General features: G+C 61.3%; 22 protein-coding genes. 2 read left to right on the top strand and 20 right to left on the bottom strand.

What is annotated here, in order from left to right; translation table 11 throughout:
* On the bottom strand, positions 1–242 hold a 242-nt coding region (locus tag IVA91_RS34895), incomplete at its 3' end, for a hypothetical protein (RefSeq protein ID WP_346015555.1).
* Positions 243–740: 498 nt separating this feature from the next.
* Positions 741–2,297, bottom strand: a complete 1,557-nt coding sequence (locus IVA91_RS34890) for a porin (protein ID WP_247460675.1) — start codon at positions 2,295–2,297, stop codon at positions 741–743.
* Between the two features lie 609 nt (positions 2,298–2,906).
* Here IVA91_RS34890 and IVA91_RS34885 point away from each other — a divergent pair.
* Positions 2,907–3,539 carry an acyl-homoserine-lactone synthase gene (locus IVA91_RS34885; protein WP_247460686.1) on the top strand — a complete coding sequence of 211 codons (633 nt, stop codon included), beginning with the start codon at positions 2,907–2,909 and terminating at the stop codon, positions 3,537–3,539.
* 81 nt (positions 3,540–3,620) lie between these two features.
* On the top strand, positions 3,621–4,580 hold the full coding sequence (locus IVA91_RS34880; protein ID WP_247460673.1) for a LysR family transcriptional regulator: 960 nt from the start codon (positions 3,621–3,623) through the stop codon (positions 4,578–4,580).
* On the opposite strand, the gene IVA91_RS34875 is transcribed toward IVA91_RS34880, so the two are convergent.
* From IVA91_RS34875 to IVA91_RS34790, 18 genes are all read right to left on the bottom strand, one after another.
* Positions 4,547–4,792, bottom strand: coding sequence for a DUF2274 domain-containing protein (locus IVA91_RS34875; protein WP_247460672.1), 246 nt, complete (start codon positions 4,790–4,792; stop codon positions 4,547–4,549). The genes IVA91_RS34880 and IVA91_RS34875 overlap by 34 nt on opposite strands.
* Positions 4,793–4,795: 3 nt before the next feature.
* Positions 4,796–6,004: a TrbI/VirB10 family protein gene (locus tag IVA91_RS34870; protein WP_247460670.1), complete on the bottom strand. Its 1,209-nt coding sequence runs from the start codon at positions 6,002–6,004 to the stop codon at positions 4,796–4,798.
* Positions 6,001–7,032 (bottom strand): P-type conjugative transfer protein TrbG, encoded by a 1,032-nt coding sequence (gene trbG / locus IVA91_RS34865; RefSeq protein ID WP_247460668.1) that lies wholly within the window; start codon positions 7,030–7,032, stop codon positions 6,001–6,003. The genes IVA91_RS34870 and trbG overlap by 4 nt, the downstream gene beginning before the upstream one ends.
* On the bottom strand, positions 7,029–7,712 hold the full coding sequence (gene trbF / locus IVA91_RS34860; RefSeq protein ID WP_247460666.1) for a conjugal transfer protein TrbF: 684 nt from the start codon (positions 7,710–7,712) through the stop codon (positions 7,029–7,031). Before trbF ends, trbG begins: the two co-directional genes overlap by 4 nt.
* A 93-nt stretch (positions 7,713–7,805) precedes the next feature.
* Positions 7,806–9,035 carry a P-type conjugative transfer protein TrbL gene (trbL, locus tag IVA91_RS34855; protein ID WP_247460664.1) on the bottom strand — a complete coding sequence of 410 codons (1,230 nt, stop codon included), beginning with the start codon at positions 9,033–9,035 and terminating at the stop codon, positions 7,806–7,808.
* Positions 9,032–9,403: a putative entry exclusion protein TrbK-alt gene (gene trbK-alt / locus IVA91_RS34850; RefSeq protein ID WP_247460662.1), complete on the bottom strand. Its 372-nt coding sequence runs from the start codon at positions 9,401–9,403 to the stop codon at positions 9,032–9,034. Before trbK-alt ends, trbL begins: the two co-directional genes overlap by 4 nt.
* Entirely contained in the window at positions 9,403–10,131 is a 729-nt protein-coding gene (trbJ, locus tag IVA91_RS34845; protein ID WP_247460659.1) for a P-type conjugative transfer protein TrbJ, read from the bottom strand. Before trbJ ends, trbK-alt begins: the two co-directional genes overlap by 1 nt.
* Positions 10,128–12,842, bottom strand: coding sequence for a conjugal transfer protein TrbE (trbE, locus tag IVA91_RS34840; RefSeq protein ID WP_247460657.1), 2,715 nt, complete (start codon positions 12,840–12,842; stop codon positions 10,128–10,130). Before trbE ends, trbJ begins: the two co-directional genes overlap by 4 nt.
* The gene (locus IVA91_RS34835) at positions 12,842–13,168 is read right to left on the bottom strand and encodes a TrbC/VirB2 family protein (RefSeq protein WP_247460655.1); all 327 of its coding nucleotides are present in this window, start codon (positions 13,166–13,168) and stop codon (positions 12,842–12,844) included. Before IVA91_RS34835 ends, trbE begins: the two co-directional genes overlap by 1 nt.
* A 1-nt stretch (position 13,169) precedes the next feature.
* Positions 13,170–14,084, bottom strand: a complete 915-nt coding sequence (trbB, locus tag IVA91_RS34830) for a P-type conjugative transfer ATPase TrbB (RefSeq protein ID WP_247460653.1) — start codon at positions 14,082–14,084, stop codon at positions 13,170–13,172.
* Between the two features lie 226 nt (positions 14,085–14,310).
* Positions 14,311–15,645: an MFS transporter gene (locus IVA91_RS34825; RefSeq protein WP_247460651.1), complete on the bottom strand. Its 1,335-nt coding sequence runs from the start codon at positions 15,643–15,645 to the stop codon at positions 14,311–14,313.
* 136 nt (positions 15,646–15,781) lie between these two features.
* Positions 15,782–16,207: a CopG family transcriptional regulator gene (locus IVA91_RS34820; protein WP_247460649.1), complete on the bottom strand. Its 426-nt coding sequence runs from the start codon at positions 16,205–16,207 to the stop codon at positions 15,782–15,784.
* Positions 16,208–16,213: 6 nt separating this feature from the next.
* The gene (locus IVA91_RS34815) at positions 16,214–18,196 is read right to left on the bottom strand and encodes a conjugal transfer protein TraG (protein ID WP_247460647.1); all 1,983 of its coding nucleotides are present in this window, start codon (positions 18,194–18,196) and stop codon (positions 16,214–16,216) included.
* 35 nt (positions 18,197–18,231) lie between these two features.
* Positions 18,232–19,995, bottom strand: coding sequence for a DUF3363 domain-containing protein (locus tag IVA91_RS34810; protein WP_247460645.1), 1,764 nt, complete (start codon positions 19,993–19,995; stop codon positions 18,232–18,234).
* Positions 19,996–20,551: 556 nt separating this feature from the next.
* On the bottom strand, positions 20,552–21,640 hold the full coding sequence (locus tag IVA91_RS34805) for an IS110 family transposase (RefSeq protein WP_247355557.1): 1,089 nt from the start codon (positions 21,638–21,640) through the stop codon (positions 20,552–20,554).
* A 649-nt stretch (positions 21,641–22,289) separates the two neighbouring features.
* Positions 22,290–23,183 (bottom strand): lytic transglycosylase domain-containing protein, encoded by an 894-nt coding sequence (locus IVA91_RS34800; RefSeq protein ID WP_247460643.1) that lies wholly within the window; start codon positions 23,181–23,183, stop codon positions 22,290–22,292.
* Between the two features lie 2 nt (positions 23,184–23,185).
* Positions 23,186–23,698 carry a S26 family signal peptidase gene (locus IVA91_RS34795; RefSeq protein ID WP_247460640.1) on the bottom strand — a complete coding sequence of 171 codons (513 nt, stop codon included), beginning with the start codon at positions 23,696–23,698 and terminating at the stop codon, positions 23,186–23,188.
* Entirely contained in the window at positions 23,695–24,159 is a 465-nt protein-coding gene (locus tag IVA91_RS34790; protein WP_247460638.1) for a DUF2840 domain-containing protein, read from the bottom strand. The genes IVA91_RS34795 and IVA91_RS34790 overlap by 4 nt, the downstream gene beginning before the upstream one ends.
* Positions 24,160–24,321: the final 162 nt, after the last annotated feature.

Genomic DNA, 24,321 nt, shown 5'->3' with positions numbered 1-24,321 from the left:
TCCGCCTTCAGCGCCTGGCGATAGGGCTGCACGGCGCGTTGCAGCGTCCGCCGGCTGACTGTTACGCCTTTCTCGGCCAACAGGTCCTGGCGCACCACGCAGCCCAGCTGTCGCGCAATCCGCTTCAGACCCCACCCGCACGCCCTCAGGCGCAACATCTCCGCCACGTCATCCGGCGTCTTCATCACCTGCCCCCGTGGATCAATCCACGACGAGCCTTCAGTGATTCGTTCCTGCTTCATTCACTCTCTCCCCAGCTATCCGAGGAGGGGGCAATTCCTCGTGACGCTGAGGGGGCAGTTTTCCATGGCGCGCGACATAAACGTTGAGCCCGCGCTGCGCGCCAACCGCGAGCGGCCGATCCGGATCTCCACACAACCCCCTGGCCGAGCTTGCAGCGTTACCCGGTCTACGAACTCGACCCGTACCAATCGCGTAGGGCGCGACAGGAAGCCGACCGCATCGAAGAAGACGTCGACCTTACGAGCCTGATTGCTGATTTGCGAAGAGCCGCGACGGCAGGATTCGAACTCCTTCACCGACAGCGTTATCTAGCGGACGGATCTTGCGGCGTTCTTCGAACGGAAAGGCGGATATGGTGGGGCCCGTATTCGTCTGAACCATCGCGGCTCTGTCAGCTGAAAGAGCGAAGGCCCCCGATGGGCATATCGGAGGCCTTCCTTGGAGGTCAAACCAAATTCAGTAGAGCTTTCTCTCTCCTTCCGATGGGGTGACGGAGCTTACCAAACACGCTGAGCACGGAGCAGCATGCTGACTGTGTTTTGATCCTTCAATTCGAACGCGGCGCCTGGCTTGGCGATCGTCGTCAGACCGGGAGCAGATACGACAAGCGTGCCAGCATACTTCTGGTCCAGGTGGCTATACGTGACGTCAGCCGAGAACGTGAGGTTCTTGACGGGCGTCCAGCGGGTGATCAAGCCGACCTGAGCAAGGTTGAAGTCCGGGTTGCAGTTGGTGACGCCGGCGACTGCCGCACCCAGGGTTGCCAGGGCACCGCACACGAGTGCTGTGCCACCGTTTCCGTACTTGACTTGGGCATACGCGCCGTAGAGCGCAGTGTTCCAGTAGGGATCCCAGTTGTGCGAGAAAGCACCCCGCATGCCCCAGGTCTGAACAGTAGAGATACCCGTTCCCGCGCCGAATACGCCATCGGCTGCGGTCGCGAGACCGACGCTCTGATAAGCGCCGGGAACGCTGGTGCCGCCGAACATGGCGAAGCTTGTCGTAGCCAAGCTCTGGAAGTTGTATCGCGTGGCGCCGTCCGTGTAGACGGCCTGCACGTTGATCGTATCTCCCGGTCCCGTCGGGATATTCTTGATCGACAGTGCGGCCTGTACGGCCCAGCCCCACTTATCGTCGGGATGGCCGGTTGTTTCGGTCGCACCATAGTACGCGGCATGATTGTTGTGAGCCGCCGCTGAGAGCTGGAACAAGCCCCAAGCTTGATCAACGCGGAGCATACCAACGACGTCAGGGACCCTCGTACCGCCAAAGTCGTTGGGGCCGTAACCGCCTGCTCCAAAGCCAGCCGCAGAAGTCAGGCCTGCTCCAACGTTATAAAGGTTGCCTTGATAGTAAGCTGTTGCATCCTGCAGGGAAAGCGATCCGGTGACGCCCTGACCAAAGTCAGCGGTATAGCTGAACTGGTTTACGCCGGTAACTGAGCCGGAGCCACCGACAAGGCCATCGAAGGTGTTGCTCGGATAGTTGGTCCATGGAGTGTCGAACTGCGACACCGCCTTACCGATCGTAAGCCCGGCAAACTGAATAAACGCGTAGTACATGCCCAACGTGCCCCCAGCGATAGCGCCGGCATTGGCGTTGGCGGGCGCCGCCGAGAACGGAGGCGGACCAATTGGCGAGTAAACGGTTGCTCCGGTCCCGTTGCCCACATAGCTGTCCGAGGTCCAGCTGAAGGCCGCATCGAAGAATGTGCGCAGTACACCGTATTCGGTCGCGATACGTGTATCAATGTTGAGATCTTCACGAGAACGAGCAGTGTAGTAGTTGCTCAGCCGATTCCTTGCACCGCCGACACCGCTGTATGCACCATTGTAGTCCGAGTTGGTAGCAAGCGCGATTTCAGCGCGCAGATAGCCACCCAACTTGATGCAGGTATCGGTACCCGGAATGTAGTAGAATCCAGGGCCGTACAAGGAGCAGACTTTCACGTACTCGATGGCCTTCGCCTTTACGGGAAGATCGGCTGCGTGAGCTCCGCTTACTGCCATAATGCCTGCTGCCGAACCGAGGATAAGACCTTTCAAGGGTTTCATTCACATCTCAAGTTGATGGCGCGATCAGCCCACTTCGCTTACGCGTTGCGAGACGAACTCTTTGGGTTTCACGCTCAATTGCTGGACGCACAGAGCAACCGAAGTAAGCGCGACGAATAGGGTGCTCCCTGCTCGTGCAGTTACATTCTCAAATTTCACGGAGGATGCTCGCGCGAACATTGTACGAAACGAACGAAAGCAGGCGAGCGAAGTTGGGCTGTGCTCTCGCCACCTCAGTTTGGTACAGAACGCACAATATTTGGTACAGAACGACCAATACGTTCTGCAAAAGCCCCGCGCGTTGGATAACGCTAACACCACGGACCGAACGTTTTTGGCGTGTCCGAAGCCTTCCCGGATGCCTCGAATGCTCAGGGCAAGAGTGCCTGGGAAATCGGATGCATCCTTGGCATTTCACGTCACACCGTGCTCTCTTGTCTTGATAGCGCGAAGGACAAGCTAGGTGTTCGGACTGTCGTGCAAAGTCATGCTCCTGGCGGCTGCGAACAAAGAAAGCAAGATTTGGACGCGCGCCCCCTACAACTACAGGTGATGACTCAGATCAATAATCCCGCTTCAAAGGAGGTGCTGAACACTTTTGGAGGGACTATGATTCAACTGATCACACCACCTTCGTACGGCGAGTTTTCCAGCACTCTCGTTGAAATGCATCGGTTGCGGCACCGTGTTTTCAAGCTCCGCATGGCGTGGGACGTTCAAACCAGCGGCGACATGGAGATCGACGATTTCGATGCACTGCATCCCGCCTATCTAACGCAGCTATCTGATAACGGCCAAGTGCAAGGTTCGGTTCGCCTCCTCCCCACTCTGGGTCCGACCATGCTTCGCGACACCTTCCCCGCGCTTCTTGAAGGCCAACCCGCACCGTCAACTCCCCTCGTTTGGGAAAGTAGTAGATTCGCCATCGATCTTGCTGCGGACGCGCCGAAAGGAGATCACGGTATCACTTGTGCCGCTTACGAGCTGTTTGCGGGAATGGTCGAGTTCGGCCTCTCACGACAGCTCACCGATATTGTTACCGTCACAGATGTGCGAATGGAGAGAATTCTTCGGCGAGCCGGTTGGCCCCTGCGTCGCATTGGTAGCCCTTCCGAGATCGGCAATACTTTAGCCGTGGCAGGCTACCTCGCGATTTCGAGTGAGATTCTCTCCAGCCTTCGTAAGGCTGGCGGTCTTTCGACCCCAGTTCTTTGGACGCCGGTAATTTTCGCGGCCGCCTAGAACGACCCACGCCACCAAACGAAATGTACGTCCCCGGTTGAAGCGGGGACGCCATGTGCGGTTTACTACCGAGCTACGAACATGACCGAAATTGATACTAAGAACGATCGGCCGAACGCAGCAAGAGCTATTGACCTGCAACAGCTTCGATTAGCCGTTGCCGCTTGTGACTACGGAAGCTTTCGACGAGCCGCAGAAGCGCTTTCGGTGAAGCATACGGCCTTTAGCCGCTCTATCGGTCAGCTCGAGCACCTCGTCGGTGCCATACTGTTTGAGCGATCAAGTGGGGGAATCAAGCCTACTCTGGCTGGCCGGGCGGTTCTGCGAATTGCGCGGTTGATCCTGGAACAAGTCGACATGCTCGTTGACATAGGAAGGTCCGGTGGTCGCGGCGATACTGGCCATCTTGTCATCGGCTTCTTCACATCCATGTCCACCGGAAACTTGCGAGCGACGATAGGTGAGCTCAAGAAGCTGCTACCACGGCTCGAATTGGTAACGATGGAACGCTCTCGCTTCCGTCTGATGACCGCCCTCCGTAACGGTACCGTTGATGTTGTCGTCAGCCCTGGACGTCTGCCTTCAAAAGATACCAGATCACTATTGCTCTGGAGCGAACGCATCCTGATCTCGCTACCTCAGGATCACCGCCTGGCAGCACGCGAGGTCATCTACTGGACCGATTTGCGTAACGAGAAGATCCTCTTGAGCGAGTATGACCCTGGACGAGAGCTCGAGGATCTTCTTATCTCGAAGCTAGTACGCTCCGACGACCGCCCTAGGGTGGAGCGCCACGATGTTAGCCGCGGCATCATCAAGAGCCTGACAAGTATGGGTATGGGACTCAGTCTCGTAATGGAATCGGATATTGGTGCAAGCTTCGCTGGCCTGGTGTATCGGGAGTTGCAGGACGGAACGGGACCAAGCCGCGTCGACTTCCATGCGCACTGGCGCGACGACAACGAAAACCCGGCTCTGAAGCGTTTTCTCGATCTGCTGGCTGAGCGCTATCCCTCACCCCCGCCGGCTCTCGGGGAATGACCGGTTCGCCTTGCCTTTGCGAATCCGCGGTCCGTGGCCATGAAACGGGCCAGCATGGGCGCGACCAGCTTTGCCGGATCGATCCGCTGCCCGCTTTCGCGCGCCATGGCCTCTGCATAGGCGACAAGATCCCGATGCACTGATGCCGGAAGTTCAGTGGTGACCTTGACCGGCTTGTCGTCGGGCAGCGCTCCTATTCTAAGCTTTGGCATCTCCTACCCTCCGTAAGGCGCAAGTATAAGGTCACGATTGACGACAACGCGAACTGGGAAGCCGGGTCGCACGGTAAGAGTAGGCTGAATGTTGAGGCTGCGCCGAACTACCTGCTGCCCGGTTTGGTTCAGTGAATCCGAGGCGCCGTGGCGCAATGCCTGGATAATTGCGCTGTCGTTGCTGTTGGTGTCCGAACCAGCCCCCAGTTCGGTCCCAACCGCCAGAAACGTCGATAGTGCCGCAGCTTTGAACAGCTCACTCCAGTGATTATCAACCTGATCTTCGAGGCCTGCGTACCCGGCAGCATCAGCGCCAGGCTGTCGCTCGAGAACGATAGAACGGCCATTCGGCATTATGAGGCGGGTCCAGACAAGCAGGACGCGGGACTGGCCGAAGGTAACCTGGTTATCGTATGTGCCGATCAAACGCGCTCCCTGAGGCACAAGCAGAAAGCGGCCGGTCGGGGTATCAAATACATTTTCTGTAACCTGCGCGCTAATCTGGCCTGGCAGGTCCGACCGGATTCCAGTAATCAGGGCGCCCGGAATAACAGTCCCAGCCTGCACAATATACGGGGAAGCCGGCCTGGTGATGCGGTCGGGGCTGACCGTGCGACGGTCCACAGAAGCGTTCACAAAGGCAAGCTTCCTGTCCTGGCCGTTCTGGGTGAGTCCATCGTCGCTGTTGCGTGGACCAGCTGGCATAATGCGGTCGCTCCCTACAACAGGGACGGCCGGCGAACGCGCTTCTCTTCCATTGGTCGAAGCAAACAGATGGCTGACCCGGGCCGCTTCAGTTTCCTGGTCTCGTCGCTGTTGGTCGGGATCGGCGCCGCTTGGTGCCAGCTGGCCTTGAGCTGCAAGGATCGGCCGGCCAAGGTCGCCAGGAAGGGGCGGACCAAGCTGCGGGACGGAATGCGGTGCAGCGCGGGCGTAGTCCTTCGGCAGCGTCGTGATGCCATCGGCAACGTTGTGATGCTCGGTGCTGTAGAACTCGTCCGCCGTCTGGGATCGGGGATGGTTGCTCCGCAGTGACCACAACACGGCTCCGCTGATGACGAGCAACGCGAAGGCCGTTCCGCCAGCTAAAACTTTCCGCGACAGCCGCGTCACGCGCGGAGGCTCGGCCCTCAGCCGAAATCGCTCGGTTGGCTCGCCTGAGGGTGGGGCCGGAGCCGCACGCCCCTCGTCATTTGCATTCAGGATGTTCATGACGAGGGCCTCCCGTCGGTCCTGACAATCCTGACCTTCCGCTGGTGCTCTCCGCCGAGGCGAAGCTCGGCGGCTGCGAAGAGCCGGTCGACGATCAGCACGTTGCCATAGGCGCGATAATTGACGAGTTCGGTCTTGCCATCAGGGCCGATCACGAACAGCGGGGGCATTTCACCCTGCACGATACCGGCCGGGAATTCGATATAGACCTTGCGACCATCGTCATAGGCGGCAAGCGGTCGCCAAGGTGGGCTGTCCCCTTCGATCGCGTAGCGAGAGATACGCTGCGCCGGATCCGGAAGAACGGGTCTCAGAGCGGCGGCACGTGATCGTTCACGGACCGTTTCCGGATAGTACCAGGCAACGGATGGCATGTAGGGCCTCTCGCGGGAACGGAGCTCGATCAGGTAGGTGCGCCGATCGGTATTGACGACGAGATTGGTCTCGATCGATGTACGGGTAGGCTTGACCAGGATATGGATGCGCCGCGTGTCCCCGCTCCCGCTTTCAGTATCGCCCACAACCCAGCGCACGGTGTCGCCGGCTGCTATGGGTCCGGATCCTGTCAGTTGCTCTCCTTCCTCAAGCGCAATATCCGTGATCTGTCCGGGTGAAGCGTAAACCTGGTACAGCGCGCCCGGGCTATAGGCATAGATTTGCGCTGCGTTGAAGTACCCTCGCTTGCGCGGCTCAACACGAGCTGCGCTGTTTGCCGTCTCAACCCGGCTCACCGGTTCAGGCTCTTCCTTTCCTCCTGCCTTGCCGCCGAGAGCCGGCTTCCAGAGTGGTGGAACGTGAAGGGGTCGCGATCTGTCGTCGAGCGGCGGTGGTAGCGACGGCAACGGAGGCACTTCCGCGTCGTAGCTGATCTCGGGCGGAATGTAAGTCGCGCACCCACCGAGAGCCGATGAACAAATAAGAACGGACATTAGTGCTCGCTTCGCGGCCAGGACGTGAGACCAAGTGGAATTAAACGCCAGGCGCGGGATTGGACTCTTCGAACAAGCATCGGACGGCGTCTTGGTCACTGACTCAACTCCTTCGACCAGTTGATGGCGCGGACGTAGACGCCAAGAGGATTTTTGCGCAGGCGTTCGGCATCGTGCGGCGGCTCGATCACGATGGTGAGAATTGCGGTCCACCGCTCGGTCGAACTCAACGAGCCGTTGTCGTAGGTGCGCTGAGTCCATGCGACCCGAAAGCTCTCCGAGGAGGCCCGAATGACGCTCGAGACCTCGACGGAGATCTGCGCCTTGCCCAACTTGGCAAAGGGATCGTTGTTACGCGCATAGTCGTTGAGTGCGGCGGCGCCGCGATCGGTCGTAAAGTCATAAGCCCGGAGCCAGTTCTGGCGTAGGACAATCCCGTCCGTGGGAAGGCCCCTGACGTCTTCGATGAACCGAGCCAGATGGTAGGCGATCTGCGCATCATTGGGCTGATAGTCGAAGTTGGCGGGCGCGACCCTTTGGGCTTGGCCGAGGTGATCGACCTCGACCACCCAGGGAGTGATTGATCCTTGGTTCGATTGCCAAACAAGTCCGCCCGCAAGCCCCGCGGATAGCAACAGGCAGCCAAACGCCATCAGGCGCCAGTTCTTGGCTTGCACGCGCGCCGATCCAATGCGTTCATCCCAAACCTGAGCTGCCTTTTGGTAAGGCGTAGTCGGCTCAGGCATTCGTCCGTAGTGAACTAACGGTCGTTTGAACATCGATATTTGACCCCGAGATTAAGTGATCGATTTCGCGGTGTGCAGGTCTGAGGCGCTACCACGAGGCGAATAGTGAAAGCGAAGCGGCTGCGGTCAGCGCTCTCCATCGGACAAATCGACCGAAGAACCGCTGCCACCGTGATCGCCGGAGCGGACCGCGTGGCCGGCCGCCGATGCACCGTGCCGAATGGCCTCGGCACGTTTCATGCGTCGCGCCCAATTGGGTTGCCCGTCGGCCGAAGTGCTTGCGGCCTGCTCGCCTGCGTGCCCACCTCCGCCGAGCGCAGCCGCGGCGCGGCGCAAAGGGCTCATGGCAGCCGATCCACCGGCCTCAGCGACGCCAGCAAGGCCTCCGGTTCGGTAGGCGGCGGATACTCCACTCAAGACCGCGCCGCCACCGCGCGCGGCGCCTGCAATGGCGCCGCCGGCAAGACCAGCACCACCGGCGGCAAGTCCCGCGCCGGCAGCCACAACTCCGCCGGCGGCAAGTCCGGTACCGACAGCCGCACCGGCACCGAGTTGTGGTCCGCCGGAGACCAGGCCGTTTGCGATTCCGGGACCGAAGATACCGAGGCCCAGCAAAGAGAGCGCCGCAAGCACCAACGTCATTGCGTCTTCGATCGTCGGCTGTGCGCCGCCGAAGCCAGCGGTAAATTGCGAGAACAGGGTCGAGCCGATGCCGACGATGACGGCCAGGACCAGGACCTTGATTCCAGAAGAGATAACGTTGCCCAGCACCCGCTCTGCCGCGAAGGCAGTCTTGCCAAACAAGCCAAAGGGAATGAGGACGAAGCCTGCGAGCGTCGTGAGCTTGAACTCGATCAGGGTCACGAAGAGCTGGATCGCTAGAATGAAGAAAGCGAGCAGAACCACGACCCAGGCGAATAGGAGAACGACGATCTGGATGAAATTCTCGAAGAAGCTGATGTAGCCCATCAAGTTTGAGATCGAGTCGAGCAACGGTCGGCCGGCATCGAGCCCTACTTGGGCGATCTTTCCCGGTCGCAGAAAATCTGCCGCGGAGAGGCTTGCGCCGGACGCTTTCAGCCCAAGACCGGCAAAGCTTTCGAAGACGATGCGCGCCAGGCTATTCCAGTTGCCGATGAGGTAGGCAAAGACGCCGACGAAGAGCGTCTTTTTGACGAAGCGCGCGATGATGTCCTCGTCCGGCCCCCAACTCCACAACAACGCGGCGAGTGTGATGTCGATTGCCGCAAGGGTCGTTGCGAGATATCCGACATCGCTATCCAGCAGCCCGAAGCCGTTGTCGATATAGCGCGTGAACGTTTCTAGGAACTGGTCCATGATTCCGGTACCGGTCATGGCTTGCTCGCCTCAGGTATCGCCAAGGGCGGATATCCTTGCGGCATCCGGCTCTGATCCTTTGGGGCGGGCGCCAAGGTTGCGGCAGAATCATCATGGCCAGGAACTGCCGCACCGTCTTTCCCGGCAAGGAAGCGACGGCGGTTTTCGGCCCAAACCTGCTTGCAATGTTGATAGGCTGCCGATTCCTCCGAAGTGACGCTGCGGCAACGTGCGAGGTCTGAGCTCGTTACGCCTGTCGTCTGCTCCGCCTTGGGCGACGACGGAGATTCCTCTCCACCACGAAGCTGAATCGTACAAGCGGCGACGGCCACTAGGCCGATTGTCATGAGCAGCGACAGCGCCTTGAATGCCTTTACGTCGGTCATCAGTGGAACATCCGCACGTTTTGGGACTGATAGCCCTGTCCGGGGGTCAGGAACCGCCTGAGCTGTTCTCGCCCCTGGTCCTGGGCCGAGGCGCGCTGAGCCGCTTCGAGGCTCTGCGCCCTGCCCTGCGCGGCCACGGCAGCCGTGAGATCGGCGAGCTGTTGCGCTTGAAGCGCGAGGATCTGATTGCCGGCCTGAGTTGCCTGTAAGGCGCCACTGGCAGCCTGACTTGAAGTTACAAGCGCTGACGTCTGGACGCGGTTGGTGTCGAGGTTGCCGACGACACCGGCCTGAACACGGAGCGCATCCTGCAATGCGGCTACAGAATTTTGCCACCGCGATTGAGCGTTGGTGATCAAAACCTGGTTGGACTGGCTTCCAGTGACCGGCGCATAGCTGGTCGAAAACGCGCGATCGATCTGCTGGACGTCGTAAGCGATCCGCTGGGCCTGGGCCAGCAATTGCTGGGTCCGCTGAATCGATGATTGCAGTTGCTGCAACGACGAATAGGGCAGACTTGCCAGATTCCTTGCCTGGTTGATCAGCATCTGCGCCTCGTTCTGCAAGGAGGTGATCTGGTTGCTGATCTGCTGGAGTTCCCGCGCCGCAGTTAGGACGTTCTGAACGTAGTTGTTGGGGTCAAAGACGATCAGCGCCCGTGCGGGCACCGAGACGCCAAGTACCAGCGCGATGGTGCTAGCGGCTGCCAACAGGCCAAGACCCTTCATGGCGATTTCTCCAGATTGACGAGATTGGGGATCAGGTCGGTCGCCCAGTCGACGCCACGATGCTGGAGCCAGGCGGACACGAAGCCGTCAGGTCCATGTTCGGCGAGGAGCTGCGCGATCGCAGCCTGGTCGGTCTTGGAGGAAGCCGCGGTGAATGCGAGCGCAACTTCGCCGAGTCCAAGTTCAAACATCCGGTTGCCCCGGCGGGACTGGCAGTAATAGTCGCGCTTCGGCGTGGCTCGGCTCAAGAGCTCGATCTGGCGGTCATTCAGGCCGAACCGGCGGTAGATCGCAGTGATCTGAGGCTCGATCGCTCGTTCGTTCGGCAGCAACAGGCGCGTCGGGCAGCTTTCGATGATCGCCGGCGCAATTGCGGAGCCATCAATGTCCGAAAGCGACTGGGTAGCGAAGATGACGGATGCGTTCTTCTTCCGAAGTGTCTTCAGCCATTCGCGGAGCTGGCCGGCAAAATCGTCATCGTCGAGGGCCAGCCAACCTTCATCGACAATAAGAAGCGTCGGCCGGCCATCGAGACGGTCTCCGATACGATGGAACAGATACGCCAGCACGGCTGGGGCCGCGCTCGTTCCGATCAACCCTTCGGTTTCAAACGCTTGAACCGAGGCTTCGCCCAGCCGCTCGAATTCGGCATCAAGCAGGCGCCCCGAGGGGCCACCCAGGCAATAGGGTTGCAGGGCACGCTTCAGGGAGTTCGATTGCAGCAGGACAGACAGGCCCGTCAGGGTCCGTTCCTGCATTGGCGCCGAGGCGAGCGACGTCAGCGCCGACCACAGGTGATCCTTGACCTCCGGGGTGATCTCGATTTTCTCCCGTGCCAGGATCGCGCCGATCCATTCCGTGGCCCATCCGCGCTCGGAAGGATCGTCGATCCAGGCCAGCGGCTGCAGCGCAACGGGTTGGTCGCCTCCGTCGGTCAACGCACCGCCGAGGTCGTGCCAGTCTCCGCCCATGGCGAGCGCGGCCGCCCGGATCGAGCCGCCAAAATCGAACGCGAATATCTGAGCATTCGGGTAGCGGCGGAACTGCAGTGCCATTAGGGCCAGCAAGACGGACTTACCCGCGCCCGTCGGTCCGACCACGAGGGTATGGCCGACGTCGCCAACGTGGAGCGAGAATCGGAACGGTGTCGATCCCTCCGTCTTGCCGAACAGGAGGGGCGGACCCTTGAAGTGCAGATCCCTCGCCTCGCCCGCCCATACGGCCGACATCGGGATCATATGGGCAAGATTGAGGGTCGAAACCGGTGGCTGCCGTACGTTGGCGTAGACGTGCCCGGGTAGACTGCCGAGCCAGGCTTCCACGGCGTTCACTGTCTCGATCATGCAGGTGAAATCGCGGCCCTGAATGACCTTCTCGACCAGACGGAGCTTTTCATCGGCTGCTCCCGCATCGCCGTCCCACACCGTGATGGTCGCCGTGACAAGGGCTTGTCCGATCTGGTCTGAGCCCAGTTCCTGTAGCGCCGCGTCAGCGTCTATCGCCTTGTTATGAGCGTCGGTATCGAGGAGCGTCGATGCCTCGTTGGTCATGACCTCCTTGAGAATGGCGCCAATGGATTTTCTCTTGGCGAACCACTGCCGGCGAATCTTGGTCAGCAGCTTGGTGGCATCGGTCTTGTCGAGCATGATCGCACGGGTCGACCAGCGGTACGAGAATGCCAGGCGATTCAGGTCGTCCAGAATTCCCGGGGTCGTGGCGCCCGGAAAGCCCACGATCGTGAGAACCCGCACATTGGCCGAACCTAGCATCGGCTCGAGCCCGCCGGTCAGCGGCTGGTCAGCCAACAGCGCATCGAGGTACATCGGAATTTCTGGCACGCGAACGCGATGACGCTTGGTCGAGATCGTCGAGTGCAGGTAGGTCAGGGTGTCCTGATCATCGAGCCATGCGCATTCGGGCATGAACCCTTCGACCAGTTGCAACACACGATTGGTTTGATCGGCAAACCCGCGGAGCACCTCGCGTGCATCGGCTCCGACGGTGCGATCGCGGCCCTCATAGAGCAGGCGCTCTGCCCGGGCGGCCCCCTCCTCTGGCGGCAGGTAGAGGAAGGTCAGGAAATAGCTGGACTCATAGTGGGCGCCGGCCTCTTCAAACTGAGCTCTGCGCTCGGCGTCGACCAATGCGGATGCGACATCCGGAAAGGTGCTCGGGGGATAAGCACCCGCAGAGTGACGCTGCGCCTCAACGAACACGGCCCAGCCGGATCCCAAGCGACGCAGGGCGTTGTTCAGACGACCGGCGACGGCGACAAGCTCAGCCGGCACCGCGCTGTCGAGGTCGGGTCCCCGGAACTTCGCGGTCCGTTGGAACGAGCCGTCCTTGTTGAGGATGATGCCCTCGTCGACCAATGCTGCCCAAGGCAGGAAGTCGGCAAGACGCGCGTTGGAATGACGATATTCCGCAAGGTTCATCATGACCGTGAGCTCAAGTGTTGAGATGACTGGGAATGCGCAGATGTCGGCGCACGACATCGACAAAAGCGGATCGCGCTTGGCGGCCCACACGGCGGCCATGTGGCCGATGAACCAGATAACGAGGCCCGCAATCCAGAGCCGCAAGCCAAGTCCAAGGGCCGCTGCAAGCGTGCCGTTTACGATGGCGACTGACCGGGGTGCCCCGCCCATCAGGATTGGTTCGGTGAGTGCGCGGTGAACGGGCACCACAAAACCTGCGACCGGTTCATCCATCAGATCACCACGCCGCCGCCGAAAGAGAAGAACGACAGAAAGAAGCTCGAGGCGGCAAACGCGATCGACAAACCGAACACGATCTGGATCAACCTGCGGAAACCACCCGACGAATCTCCGAACGCGAGCGTGAGCCCAGTCACGACGATGATGATGACGGCGATGATCTTCGCGACCGGCCCCTCGACCGACTGCAGGATCTGATTGAGTGGCTGCTCCCACGGCATGTTCGAGCCAGCGGCCCATGCCGGCGCCGTCGCCAGAAGAACGATGCCGGAAGCGGCCAATGAAGTGGCTCCTCGAAGAATGCGAGATAGCGAACGCATGTCAGTCTCCTGCTGGTGAAAGGCTGTAGTCGCCGGCGGCACCAAGCCCCGTGACGAGGGCGAGCTCGGCAAGACGGCGGTCAGCGCCACGCCCCGCAAGAATGGCGACGAGGTTGATGGTCTCGGCGATCAGGGCGCGCGGAACAGTGATGACGGCTTCCTGGATGAGTTGCTCGAGCCGCCGCAGCGCGCCGAGCGCGCTGCCCGCGTGAATAGTTCCGATGCCGCCGGGATGACCGGTGCCCCACGCCTTAAGCAGGTCGAGCGCTTCCGCACCGCGAACCTCGCCGATCGGGATGCGATCCGGGCGCAGCCGCAGTGAGGACCGAACAAGGTCCGATAGCGTGGCCACGCCATCTTTGGTCCGCAAAGCCACAAGATTGGGTGCCGTGCACTGCAATTCACGGGTATCTTCAATCAGCACGACGCGGTCGGAGGTCTTTGCCACCTCGGCCAGGAGCGCGTTTGTCAAGGTTGTCTTGCCGGTCGATGTGCCACCGGCGACGAGGATGTTCTTCCGTGCGGTGACTGCGTTCTTCAGGATCTTGGCCTGCCCCGAGGTCATGATTCCCTTGGCGACATAGTCGTCGAGTGTAAACACGGCGACCGCGGCCTTGCGGATAGCAAAGGCCGGTGCGGCAACGACCGGAGGCAAGAGTCCTTCGAAGCGCTCGCCGGTTCCAGGCAGTTCGGCCGAAACCCGGGGCGCGCCGGCATGCACCTCGGCACCAACGTGGTGCGCTACCAGGCGAACAATGCGCTCGCCGTCCGCCGCGGACAGAATTTCACCCGTGTCGATCAGGCCATGCGAGAGCCGATCGATCCACAGCCGCCCATCTGGATTGAGCATGACCTCAATGATGGCTTCATCTTCTAGGTAGCTCGCGATTGCCGTGCCAAGCGCGCTACGCAGCATTCGCGCACCGCGCGAATTTGCCTCCGATTGAAAGGAATGGATTGCCACTGCCGTCCCCACAAATGAGGACGTTGAAGGAGCGCCCTCAGATGGGATGATTAGAAAAGCCACCGATGGATTTGGCGCAACAAGCGCTTTCGGTGATCGTAGACCGGCGTAGAAAAAGAAAGACCCGACAACTGATATGTGCGCCTAATCAGTCGAGTCGTTCGCTACGAGTTGCTGCTCACCACTCGCCGCCGTCATCCGCCGGCAATAGGACGACCGAATCTTCATACGAGACAACCGACTCGGCAGCGTTGGAAGCATTAGCCGGTATGACGAATGGAATTGAACTCATCCATGAAGCGAAGGATCGGCACCAAGGCAACGCGAAACAGACCAACGCCGCAATCTGCAGTGCTACGTTGAGACCGAACGCGACTTGATAGGCCTGGACGGGTCTATGGCCATCGCTCGAGGACCATTGCTCCAGGATCATGCCCATTGCGTATTGGGCTAGGAATGCCCAACCAAAATGCAAGACGTTCAAAGCGCCATTGGCACGACCGGCAAGCTCCGGCGGAAAGTAATCCGCTATTGCGGCAAAGCTGATCACGGTTGCCGCTCCGACAATCGCGACAACGGACCAGGGCAAGATGGACGGCATAGGCACTCGTAGGATCAACGCCAACTCGGCTGCGATGAACAGCACCGCGACTATCGCCAATACTGTCTCAGCCCCGGTTCCTCGCCGTCTCATGCAATGGACCGTCGCACCAAAAAGCCAGGCACCGCCGCAAAGTACGATCGACATGATGAAAAGCAGTCCGACCAGGCCCGCACGATCGACGCCCTCGACGTCCATTAACCATGGCGATGCCCACAATCCCTGCAGAGACCATGCCGACCCAACGCAAGTCGCCGACAACGGAGCAATTCGCCAGAAACGTTTATCGCTGAAAACGGACCTGAGGGTGGCGGAGCTTGACGCGGTCGATTGGACAATGACCCGTTCAGGAACCACGGCATAGATGAGCATGGCCGCCGCAGCGGTGGCAGCTGCCAGGATTTCAAAGAGCTGTCGCCAACCCATCCAGGCGAGCAGGTGCTCGGCGGGAGCCGTAGCAGTCACCGCCCCCAGTGACCCCAGCATAATCATGTAGCCGTTCAGCAGGGCTGCTCGTTCCGCGGGAAACCAGAGAACGATGGACTTCAATCCAGCCGTCAGGGCCGCCGCTACGCCGAGCCCGATCATCGCACGCGCGATCAAAAGTGACAGGAAACCGGTCGATATCGCGAACAGTTCGGCGCCGACGGCGGCGACCAAGAGCAGAACACTCTGGACTCGGCGCGGACCAAAGCGGTCCAACAATATGCCGACCGGGATCTGAGCCGCCGCGAAAACGAGGAAATAGACTGACGTAAGCAGTCCAAGGTCGGCGGTCCCAAGCCCGATATCCGAGCTGAGCTGACTGGCGATCAAAGCATTGATCGTTCGGAACAGATACGAAAGATAGTATCCAGCGGCAAAAGGGAGAAAAACGCGCGCGAGTCGACGACATGCTGTTGAGATTTGCATGCTGGCCCTTCCTGCTCCTCAGCTCATTCGAGCCGATAGCGCGTCCAGCCTTTTGTCAGTCGGGCTAAATCGCTGCAGTCGTAGGCTGGCGTAGAAATAGGAGGGCCCGACGCGATATCGTATTCAGGACCCTCAGTCAGGTTTCGTCGGCCGATCCCTGACCGCGGATATCTTCCGGAATCTCGCGCAGAAAGCTTTGCCCCTTTTGCAAACGACGCCCAAGCGCCTCGACAAATCCTTCAAAGCGTTCCCTGCCCTTTAGTTGCGCCGCCGGCTGCGCGTCGTTTGGCAACGGCGGCGTAATCGTCAGCCAGAAGCGGATGAAGAGCGCCAGGGTTTCGGCAGTCAAACCAACGTCTCGCTCCAGCCTCTGCATCTGACGCGAGAGCCGATCCAGGCGACGGGTGAACGCTGCCTCCCGCCTGTCTGCTCCATCCGGTGACAGAAAGGAAGCGACGGCCGCTTCCACGATCGCAGACCGGGAAAGCTTCTTGCGATCGGCGAGGTCCGAGATCTGTCTCAGGAGCTCTGGCGGGAAATACACATTCATCCGGTCGCGCATATTGCCTCAGAGCTCCATACCGTCATTCGGGTCCATGGCGACCTGACGGGCCACACCGCGCATCTGTTGGCGTAGTAGCCGGGACTGACGGACCGCGTCCTCATCGTCATCAAGGACGACAGCAAACTCCTCTGCCGGCGTCGGTTCGGTCGTCTCCTTGACGATCGCGACGTGATCGGGGAGTTCAGGTTCGCGACGCAGACCGCTGTTCGCCGTGTCTTCCTCTTGCCCCTCGACGGTTGGAAGCGGCGCCGGCTTCAGCGGTCCAAGGGTTGACCATCCGTCCGTCCGCGATGATCGACTGGATGCCGCCGGATCGGGCGGCAGCAGGACCCGCTCGGTAAACCGCCGGTCCTCGTAATAGCGGACCTTCTTCGCCCGGATCGGCGGCGTACCCGCCACCATGACGATCTCGTCCATCGGCGGAAGCTGCATGACCTCGCCTGGGGTCAAAAGCGGCCTCGCCGTCTCCTGGCGCGAGACCATGAGGTGCCCCAGCCAGGGGTTCAACCTGTGGCCGGCATAGTTCTTCATCGCCCGCATCTCGGTCGCCGTGCCCAGCGCATCGGATACTCGCTTGGCCGTCCGCTCGTCATTGGTCGCGAAGCTGACCCGGACGTGGCAGTTGTCCAGGATCGCATTGTTGGGCCCGTAGGCCTTCTCGATCTGATTGAGTGACTGCGCGATTAAAAAGCTCTTGATGCCGTAGCCTGCCATGAACGCGAGCGCGGACTCGAAGAAATCAAGCCGGCCCAGCGCCGGGAACTCATCGAGCATCATCAGCACTCGATGCCGGCGATCACGGGCGTGCAGATCCTCGGTCAGGCGTCGCCCGATCTGATTCAGCACCAGGCGGATCAGCGGTTTGGTTCGCGAGATGTCGGAGGGCGGCACTACGAGGTAGAGCGTCGTCGCGCGGCTATCTGCAATCAGATCCGCGATGCGCCAATCGCAGCGGCAAGTCACCTGCGCTACGACGGGATCTCGGTAGAGCCCGAGGAACGACATCGCCGTGGACAGAACGCCCGAACGCTCATTCTCGGACTTGTTGAGGAGTTCGCGCGCGGTCGAGGCGACCACGGGATGAGCGCCGTGCTCGCCAAGGTGCGGCGTGGTCATCATCGCCTTCAACGTCGCCTCGATCGGCCGCTTCGGGTCGGAGAGGAAAGCAGCGACTCCGGCCAGGGTCTTGTCCGCCTCGGCGTACAGGACATGAAGGATGGCGCCGACCAGGAGCGAATGGCTGGTCTTCTCCCAGTGGTTCCGCTTGTCGAGCGAGCCTTCGGGGTCGACCAGGACGTCGGCGACATTCTGGACGTCGCGAACCTCCCATTCCCCGCGCCGGACCTCGAGGAGCGGATTGTAGGCCGAAGACTTGGGGTTGGTCGGGTCGAATAACAGGACGCGGCCATGTACCGAGCGGAAGCCCGCGGTCAGTTGCCAGTTCTCACCCTTGATGTCGTGCACGATGGCCGATCCGGGCCAGGCCAGCAACGAGGGAACGACCAGGCCAACACCTTTGCCGGACCGTGTCGGTGCAAAACATAGCACGTGCTCCGGTCCGTCATGACGCAGATAGTCGCGGTCGAGCTTGCCTAACACCACACCATCCGGGCCAAGAAGTCCGGCCGCTCGAACCTCCTCGAGACCAGCCCAGCGCGCCGAGCCATAGGTCTCGACATCCTTGGCTTCGCGCGCCCGCCAGACCGACATGCCAATCGCCACAGCGATCGAAACGAAGGTCCCCGACGCTGCGATGAAAGCCCCCTCGACAAAGACCTGAGGTGCATAGGCGTCGTAGACGAACCACCACCAGAAGAAGACAGGCGGATAGTAGACCTTGAAGCCCAGCAGCTCGAACCAGGGCCGCCCGAGCTCCGGCTGCCAGGCGAGCCGCCAAGCCGTCCACTCGGTTGCCCCCCAGATGGCCAGCAAAACGATCAGTCCGACAGCGATCACTTGTCCCCAGAGGATCTTGGTTCCGGACATCTCAAACGCCTTCCGCAATTGAGTTGGAGAGATTGCTAGAGGCCGAGGTCGCGCCTGCGGCCAAAGCCCCATTCGATGCCGCCGCCATCCTTCACGAAGCCGGTGACGTGTTGGCCGAGTCTCTTTTCGAGCTCGGGCGACCAGGGGACGAGCTGGAAGCCAAGACCATTGTCGATCATGGCGAAGCGTCCCGAGGCGAGCGTCAGCCGCTGGCGATACGTGCCCGCCACATGCTCCCCAGAGTCAGGCTTCACGTTAGGCAGCCGAGTGTCGGCCGAGAGTTTTGCTGCCACCTCGTCCAGTTCACGCCGGCGCAACGTGTTCAGGAGGTCGCGCTGCAGGATGATGCGTTGGCCCTGCCGCCGCGCCAGGCCGTCCTGGATTAGATGCTCGGTACGGGCTTCCATGGCATCGCGGGTCTCGCGGCCGAATCCGCCCATGGCGAGCGGCGTCGGGTCGCGTTCGACCAGCCTGTGGTCGAGCCAAGTCGCTCCTTCTGCAGTGATCTGTCCCCTGAGATCGAGATCGGAACGGGTCGCGAGCACCAAGGTGGGACGCGGATCGCCGGCTCGACCGAAGCGCCGGATTTCAACGATACCGCCGATCGGCGGTGCGTGGTCGAAGGCCTCGACCCCTCGGAAGCGCACGTGGTGGGCACGTCCGTCGGTTCCATCGATCAAGGCGTAGGCCTCGCTAGTCAGTTCGTCATGCAATCCCCGGGCGACCAATCGTCCGATGATCTGGGAACTCTCCAGTCCACCCTCGATAACGAAGTCGGCAACGCCGCGCGCTTCCCCGCGCTCGGTAAAGACGCGATGCATTGTCTTGATGATGTCGCCGCGCATACCGAGCTCGTGTAAGCTGCGCTCAGCCTCCAGCCCAACCATCCATTCCCCCGGCGCGGCGGATGCGGCAAGGCCCATCTTCCCCAGGTGCTGAAGGCGTCCGACCATCAGGCGCCGTATCTCGGCATCGGACTTGCCGGGATTCTCCGGGCGAAGATCGATATAGCCGGTCTCATCTGCCGCCAGCCGGATTTCCCGATCGAGCCGCGTCCATCGCTCTGCCGTGACTTCCCTCTCCAGCGAATTGCGGATCTCGTGCTCCGGCTTTGGGCCCAGTTCGATGGCGACCAGTTCCTCGGCGCGTGAACGCAGGCCCCGGCTGATGTAGTCGCGGGAGATCACGAGATCGCCCCCTTCCTCGTCGACTCCCCGAACAAGAAGATGGACGTGGGCATTGTCCGTGTTCCAGTGATCGACGGCGACCCAATCGAGCCGCGTGCCGAGATCGGTCTCCATCTGCCTGGCCAGATCGCGGGTGAAGGCCTTGAGGTCGGTCATGTCGCCGGCGTCCTCGGGCGAGACGATGAACCGGAAATGATGCCGGTCGTCCTTGCAGCTTTCTGCGAAAGCCGCGCTATCGGCACGGTCGCTGCCGGCATCGAACATCTCGGCTCGCTCGCCACTACGGATCACACCATCTCGCTTAAGGTATGTGAGATGGGCCGTCAGTGGTGCTGAGCGGAAGGCTCGCCCTTTGTGACGAACCACACGCGCCTTCACCACAACGCGCCGCGCCGGGCTGAATAACCGGCTGCGGTTAAAGGACAGCCGGCCGCGGCCAAATGTCGAGCGCCCGTAGGCAGCAGAACGCCTGCCAGCCGTCGCTTGGCCCGAGGTGTGTCCGGCCTTCTTCGCTGCGCGCAGCACCTGGTTAATGAAGCTCTTTTGCTTCGGCGCGCGTGTGCTGCGGATGCGCCCAGGCCGAATGCGTAGGTCGCTGTCGCGCACGCTCACGGCAGGACCTCCGAACCATCAAAAGCGCGCAAGGTGCCGTAAACGCCCTTGATTGCGTTCTTGAAAATGCAAGGCGCGGCACGCGCCCCGACCGACCGGCACGCCGGAACCCAAGCCATGCCAATGGCTTGCGGTTCGACCGGCGAGCCTCTTTTATCTCGCCCTCTTAATCGGTCGTGTCGTCTCTCTGATCTCACCCATTCTCGCTTCCTTTCTCGCTTGCGACAAGGCCCTCTGCGCCACGCTTGAACACGCTGCGCCACCACAGCCACGAGTCCCGGTGCGCCGTGCACTCTTCCGCGCTCATCGACGGCATAATCTCGCTGCAGCAAGGCAGCGCGGACGCCGTCGCGGCGCATCTTTCCATCGGCATGACGGAGCCACATCACAGGCAGTCCGGCGTGGTCCACATTGCACGTCACGTGCGTGGCCACAGGCAAGATAGCGTGCGTTCCGTCGTCGTTGATCTGCACCAGGTCTCTTCCGCTTGTGGCGGAGCTCCGTGTTCAAAGCCTTGCGGTCATCGGGTCATTGATCTGCAATTGGCTCGGGCTGGTCATGCATGGGCTCCGAGCAGCTTGCGGTGCTTCGCGGCGGCACGTGCGCTCACGTCCGCCCTCGATGCGCCCGGATCGCCACAATAAAACGTGCCATCGACCCACATCGCATGCATGATCACCGCAAGCTTGCGTGCCACCGCAACGGTCGCCTTGCGGTGGCTCGTGCGCTTGGCGATCGCAAGCCCCCATGTCTTGACCTTGTCCTTGCGCTTGAAGCGGGTCAGCAACGCACTTGCCGCCTCATAAAGCGCCCGCCGCACGTCGCCATCGCCCGCCTTGCTGATCCGCCCCTGCACGTCGATCGACGTGCCGGACTGCCAACGCCGCGACGTCAAGCCAAAATAGGCCGCCACGTCACGCGACCGCTTGAAGCGTGCGGGGTCGTCGATCGCCGTCATGAAGCTCAGTGCGGCCACCGGGCCGACGCCGGGGATCTGCATGAAGCGCCGGCACAGTTCATGGCTCGCCACCAGCTTGACCACGAGATGGTGCAGCCGGCAGTACTCTTTCCACAGCGCCGCGCGCGCGTTCAGCATGGCATCGATCAGCTCGCTGACCAGCGCATCACCCGCCACCGCCTCGCGCACCGCTTGCGCAAAGCCGCCGCGGCCAACATGACTGAGGCGAATGCCAAACACCTTCAACGAGTGCCGAATCGCGTTTTCCAGATCGAGAAACTTGCGCTTCAGATTGCGCCGGTGCGTCAGGAGCAGCCGCAGCCGGTAGCAGGCTTCGCTCTTGATATGCGCCTTGCGGAACCAACCGGTGCGCATCAAATGCGCCAGGCCGAGCGCGTCCGTCCGGTCGGTCTTGTTGCGCTGCGCCTTCAGCGCGGCGCGGACGTGGAAGGTTTCAAGGCAGACAGCCGGCAAGCCGAGCTTCAACAGTTCCGGGTGCAGCCAGGGCGACAGCGACCCCGCCTCGTGGCCGAGCCGCCGCAAGCGGCCACGATACGGCTCGAGCGCCGTCTTGATCGCGTCCGGATCGGTCACCACCGCGACTTCCAGCGCCACCTTGCCGGTGCCGTCCACCACGCAGATTGCCGTCTCGTCCATGCCGACATCCAAACCACAGAAGAATTCCATCACACGCCTCCCGCGTTGCTGAGGCGGCGTAGTGTGCGGGTTATTCATCGCGCAGACCACTTGCTCGGCCGCCGCAAGACCCGGCGCGGACCGATTACGGGCGGCCGTCCTGCCGTCGTGGTCTCCCAGTCGCCGGATCCCGACAGAGCCGCAGCGACTTGGCAGCCAACTCGCGAAGCCCCCACTGCTTCCGCGCGCTTGCGATAGCGATCGTTACCCGAAGGGCCGAGACACCCGTAGGGTGGCTCGGTGAGGAGCGAAGCGACGAGTAGAGCGCGGGCCGAAGGCATCGCCCATACGCCGTCAGCTTGCGAACCCGCACGCTTGGTCATTGCGATGCTCCCGAATCGATCGAGGCACGAACACGCCAATTGGCCGAGAGAACCATGTGCCCGTCCTGCCGTCGTGGTCTCCCGGTCGCCGGTTCCCGAAACAGCCGCCGCGACTTCGCAGCCAACTCGCGAAGCCCCCACTGCTTCCGAGCGCTTGCGATAGCGATCGTTACCCGAAGGGCCGAGACACCCGAAGGGTGGCTCGGTGAGGAGCGAAGCGACGAGTAGAGCGCGGGCCGAAGGCATCGCCCATACGCCATCAACACGCGGCACCTGCTTGGTGAAGCACACTAAGGCTTGCGAACCCGCGCACTTGGTCATTGCGATACTCCCGCATCCGATCGAGGGACGAACACGCCAATAGGCCGGGGGACCATGGGCGAAACATCGGGCGCAGAGATTGCGGTCGTGACTCCGCTCGACGGCATGAGAGCCAGCAACCGATCGCGCTTTTTCATGAGATCGGATCGCGTGACGAATAGCGTTGCAGCTGCTGCTGACTGTCCGCTGGACGGCCATCTCGGCGGCAATTCGATGCCAAGTAGATTTGCAAGCTTCGCGACGTAGGCTCGCGTCTCCTCTGGCAGAGAGCCGCCTGCGAGATGCTCTTCATAGCGAGATGGTCCCGCGTTGTACGCGGCAAACACGCCAGGCGAGCCGTACCGGTCGAGCAGTTCGCGCAAATAGGCCGTACCGGCCAGAATGTTGTCGTGCGGGTCGTAGGGGTCGTTCCCGAGATTGTAGCGCTCGCGAAGTTCCACCCAAGTCGCCGGCATGATCTGCATCAGGCCCATTGCGCCTTTGGGCGACTTGGCGTGCAGGTCTCTAGCGCTTTCGACGTTAATGACCGAACCGATCCAGTTCACCGGAATTGCAAAACGCTTCGAGGCTTCGTCGACGAAAGCTGCAAACGGGTTGCTTGCCTGAGCAACCGCTTGAGCTAACACTGATCCACTCTCGGCTAGAGCAGCACTGTCCGACGCAGCGAAAACAAGCAGCAGCGACACGACAGCCCAAACACGCGCGCCCGACCGAGCCAAGCAGGCCGCCGTGCTCGCGAGCGTCCAGGGTAAAGCGGCTTCGCGCCGGCCATTCGGCCGCCCTGGACTGCCGCTGCGCGCGTCGGCCTTGCAGACTTCGATCAGAACGGAAGAATGATCCCGCAATCGATCGAACAGAGGAATGGCGAGATGAAAACGTCGAATACACACGATCACTCCTCCCACGTCCATATCGGGATCGCACTGCCGATCACGCTAGATGCCGGAAGAAATCCAAAATACCGACCATCAAGAGAGTCGTCCGACTGCCAGTTCATGAGAAAGAGCTCATCGTCGCCGACGACGCGGCAGCCCTGCCACTTCGGCAGCGGACGGCCGCGTCCGTCGCGATCCTTCGCCTCGCCGACCGCGATGGTATCGACCAAAATCGTGAGGCCGATTCTGCAGACCGTTTGCCCGGGCAGCGCCAAGACCCGTTTGAGCATGGGGACGCCAAGCGGCAGATAGCCGTTCAGGTCGAGGAAAGTCGCAAGCGGCTCCGGCGGCTCGACGGCGAGCAGGTCGGAGACCTGGAAGCGCGTCGTCGGCCGTAAACGATAGAGACCGACAGGCACGCTAGCCGATGCATTCCACAGGTAGAGTGGAAGTGGCTCGATGACGATGGTCGCAACGAGCGCAGCAGCAGCGCCAAACGCCGCGGCCAGGGTCTTCAGGCGGCTGGTCATCGCATCACCCTCTGACGGTGAAGCCAAGCCTGATGGCGTGCCTTGGTGTAGGGACGCGGGTTTTCGTTGACAGACAGGCGGTTATGAACGTGATGCCAGTGATCAGGTGCGACGTCGGCGGGATCGATGCCAAGTGCCTCGATGGCATCGACCATCTGCAGCACCCGTTCGACCTTTTGCCAGCCGGAAAGCCGCAGCAGGATCTCTCCACCAGGCTTCACATAAGGGACGGTCAAGCAGCGCTGTCCCGGCGAGACCGCTCGCAATATGTCGATCCGAGAAATGATTGTGCCGAAGTCGTTGGAGGTCCAACGGACGAAGGCAAAAATGCTGCCCGGGGCAAATGACAGGACACGCCGGTGACGATCAAGCTTCCGTTCGTTGACGATACGGCCGAACCGAATGCGGTTTTCGATACGCTTCTCGAGCCACAGCACTTCCACCTCGGTGAGGTCGCTCATGCCGCCGCTCCCTGCAGCCGGAACGGGCAACCGTGGGCTTGAGGCTCGGTGGAGATCGCGTGCGGTTTGCGAAGGCAAGCAGGACTGACAGCACCCTGTTGCCGGACGCCTCCAATGCGGCTTTCGGCCTGGTCCGTTAGAAGAAATCCGAAGGATTTCTGG

The sequence above is a fragment of the Bradyrhizobium sp. 153 genome (assembly GCF_023073835.1).
Taxonomy (GTDB): domain Bacteria; phylum Pseudomonadota; class Alphaproteobacteria; order Rhizobiales; family Xanthobacteraceae; genus Bradyrhizobium.
The sequence above is the reverse complement of the archived record's forward strand: the minus strand, read 5'-3'. Positions and strand labels throughout refer to the sequence as shown.